The organism is Bacillus cereus group sp. N8 (assembly GCF_016483685.1).
Taxonomy (GTDB): Bacteria; Bacillota; Bacilli; order Bacillales; family Bacillaceae_G; genus Bacillus_A; species Bacillus_A proteolyticus.
Genome location: NZ_JAEHBK010000104.1, coordinates 1 through 1,664, shown reverse-complemented (window position 1 = coordinate 1,664; position 1,664 = coordinate 1). Strand labels below are relative to the sequence as shown.

Sequence of the window (1,664 nt, the reverse complement as noted above, 5' to 3'; positions counted from 1 at the left end):
CTCCCCCTTAGGTAGACAGATAAAAAATAAAAATCTGTTTATCTAAGGGGGCGTTTTTATGTCACGAATAAAATATTCTAAAGCTGAAAAGTTGGCTATTTTAGCTCTTTATAAAGATGGTCAGCATTCAATAGCTGATATTACTGCTAAATTTTCAATTGATCCTGGAACGATTAGAGACTGGAAAAGAAGGTATGAATTGAATGGTGAAGATGGTTTAACAGACGCAATCTCTTGGAAGTCGTATTCAAAAGAACTAAAATTGGCGGCCGTTAATGAGTATCTATTAGGACGTTATTCATTACATGAGGTCATTCAAAAATACGATATATCTAGTACTGCCGTTTTGGGAAAATGGATTAAAAAGTATAATAGTCATAGAGAATTACATGATACGGGTAAAGGAATGACAAAATCTATGACAAATACAAGAAAAACAACATTAGAAGAACGAATTCAAATTGTAAACTACTGTTTACAGCATCAGAAAAACTATCAACTTACAGCCGAAGGCTATGGTGTTTCTTATCAACAAGTATACCAATGGGTCAAGAAATTTGAGGCAAATGGTGAAGAGGCATTACAAGATAAACGAGGTCGAAAGAAAGAAGAATATGAATTAACAGTGGAAGAAAAATTTAAACTAGAAATGAAACGTTTAAAACAAGAAAATGAACGATTACGTGCTGAAAATGCTTTTTTAAAAAAGTTAGAGGAACTCGAAAGGAGGCGTCGTTAACAAGTATTCGTCTACAAAATAAATATAGAGCGATTCAAGATTTACATGTGAACGAAAATCTGCCAGTCATCCTTTTATGTGAAATTGCCGGTGTATCTCGTGCTGCCTATTACAAATGGCTACAGCGTACGCCAACAGCTAGAGAGTTAGAAAATGAAGCGATTCTTCAAGATATTCAAGCGATTTATGAACAAGTAGGAGGCATTTATGGGTATCGAAGAATGAAATTAAATATTAATAGGAGATACCATACAAAATTTAACCATAAACGTATTTATCGTTTAATGCACATCGCTGGATTACAGTCTGTGATTCGTCGGAAAAGAAAACGCTATGTTCCCTCAACTGCGCAATATGTCGCTGAAAATCGACTTAATCGTGAATTTACGGCAAGCAGACCTAATGAAAAATGGGTAACAGATGTCACAGAGTTCAAATTAAAAAGCGGAAGAAAAACATATTTAAGCGCTATTTTAGATCTTTATGATGGCTCTATTATTAGTTATGTATTGGGACATTCAAACAATAATAAATTGGTATTTCAGACATTAGACCAAGCTATCAATATATTAAAAGCGAATGAACAACCATTGATTCATAGTGATCGGGGGTACCAATATACATCACATGGATTTAAGAGAAAAATAGAAAAAGCAAACATGACTCATAGTATGTCCCGTGTAGGAAAATGTATAGATAATGGACCGATGGAATCATTTTGGGGAACGTTGAAATGTGAAAAGTATTACTTACATAAATATGAAACATTTGAAGCCTTACAACAGGCAATAGATGAGTATATCCAATTTTATAATAACGAGCGTTACCAAGAAAGGTTAAACGGCTTGAGCCCATTGGAATACAGGATTCAAGCCGCTTAAGGTTTTTTATTATTTCCACTGTCTACTTGACAGGGAGCTGTTCA

General features: G+C 34.3%; 1 protein-coding gene. It reads left to right on the top strand.

Features of this window, described 5'->3' with window-relative positions; all coding sequences use genetic code 11:
• Window positions 1–58: 58 nt before the first annotated feature.
• A protein-coding gene (locus JDS80_RS30560; RefSeq protein ID WP_199640804.1) for an IS3 family transposase occupies window positions 59–1,620 on the top strand; the annotation gives its coding sequence in 2 pieces (ribosomal slippage) (window positions 59–692 and window positions 692–1,620; 1,563 coding nt in all).
• Window positions 1,621–1,664: the final 44 nt, after the last annotated feature.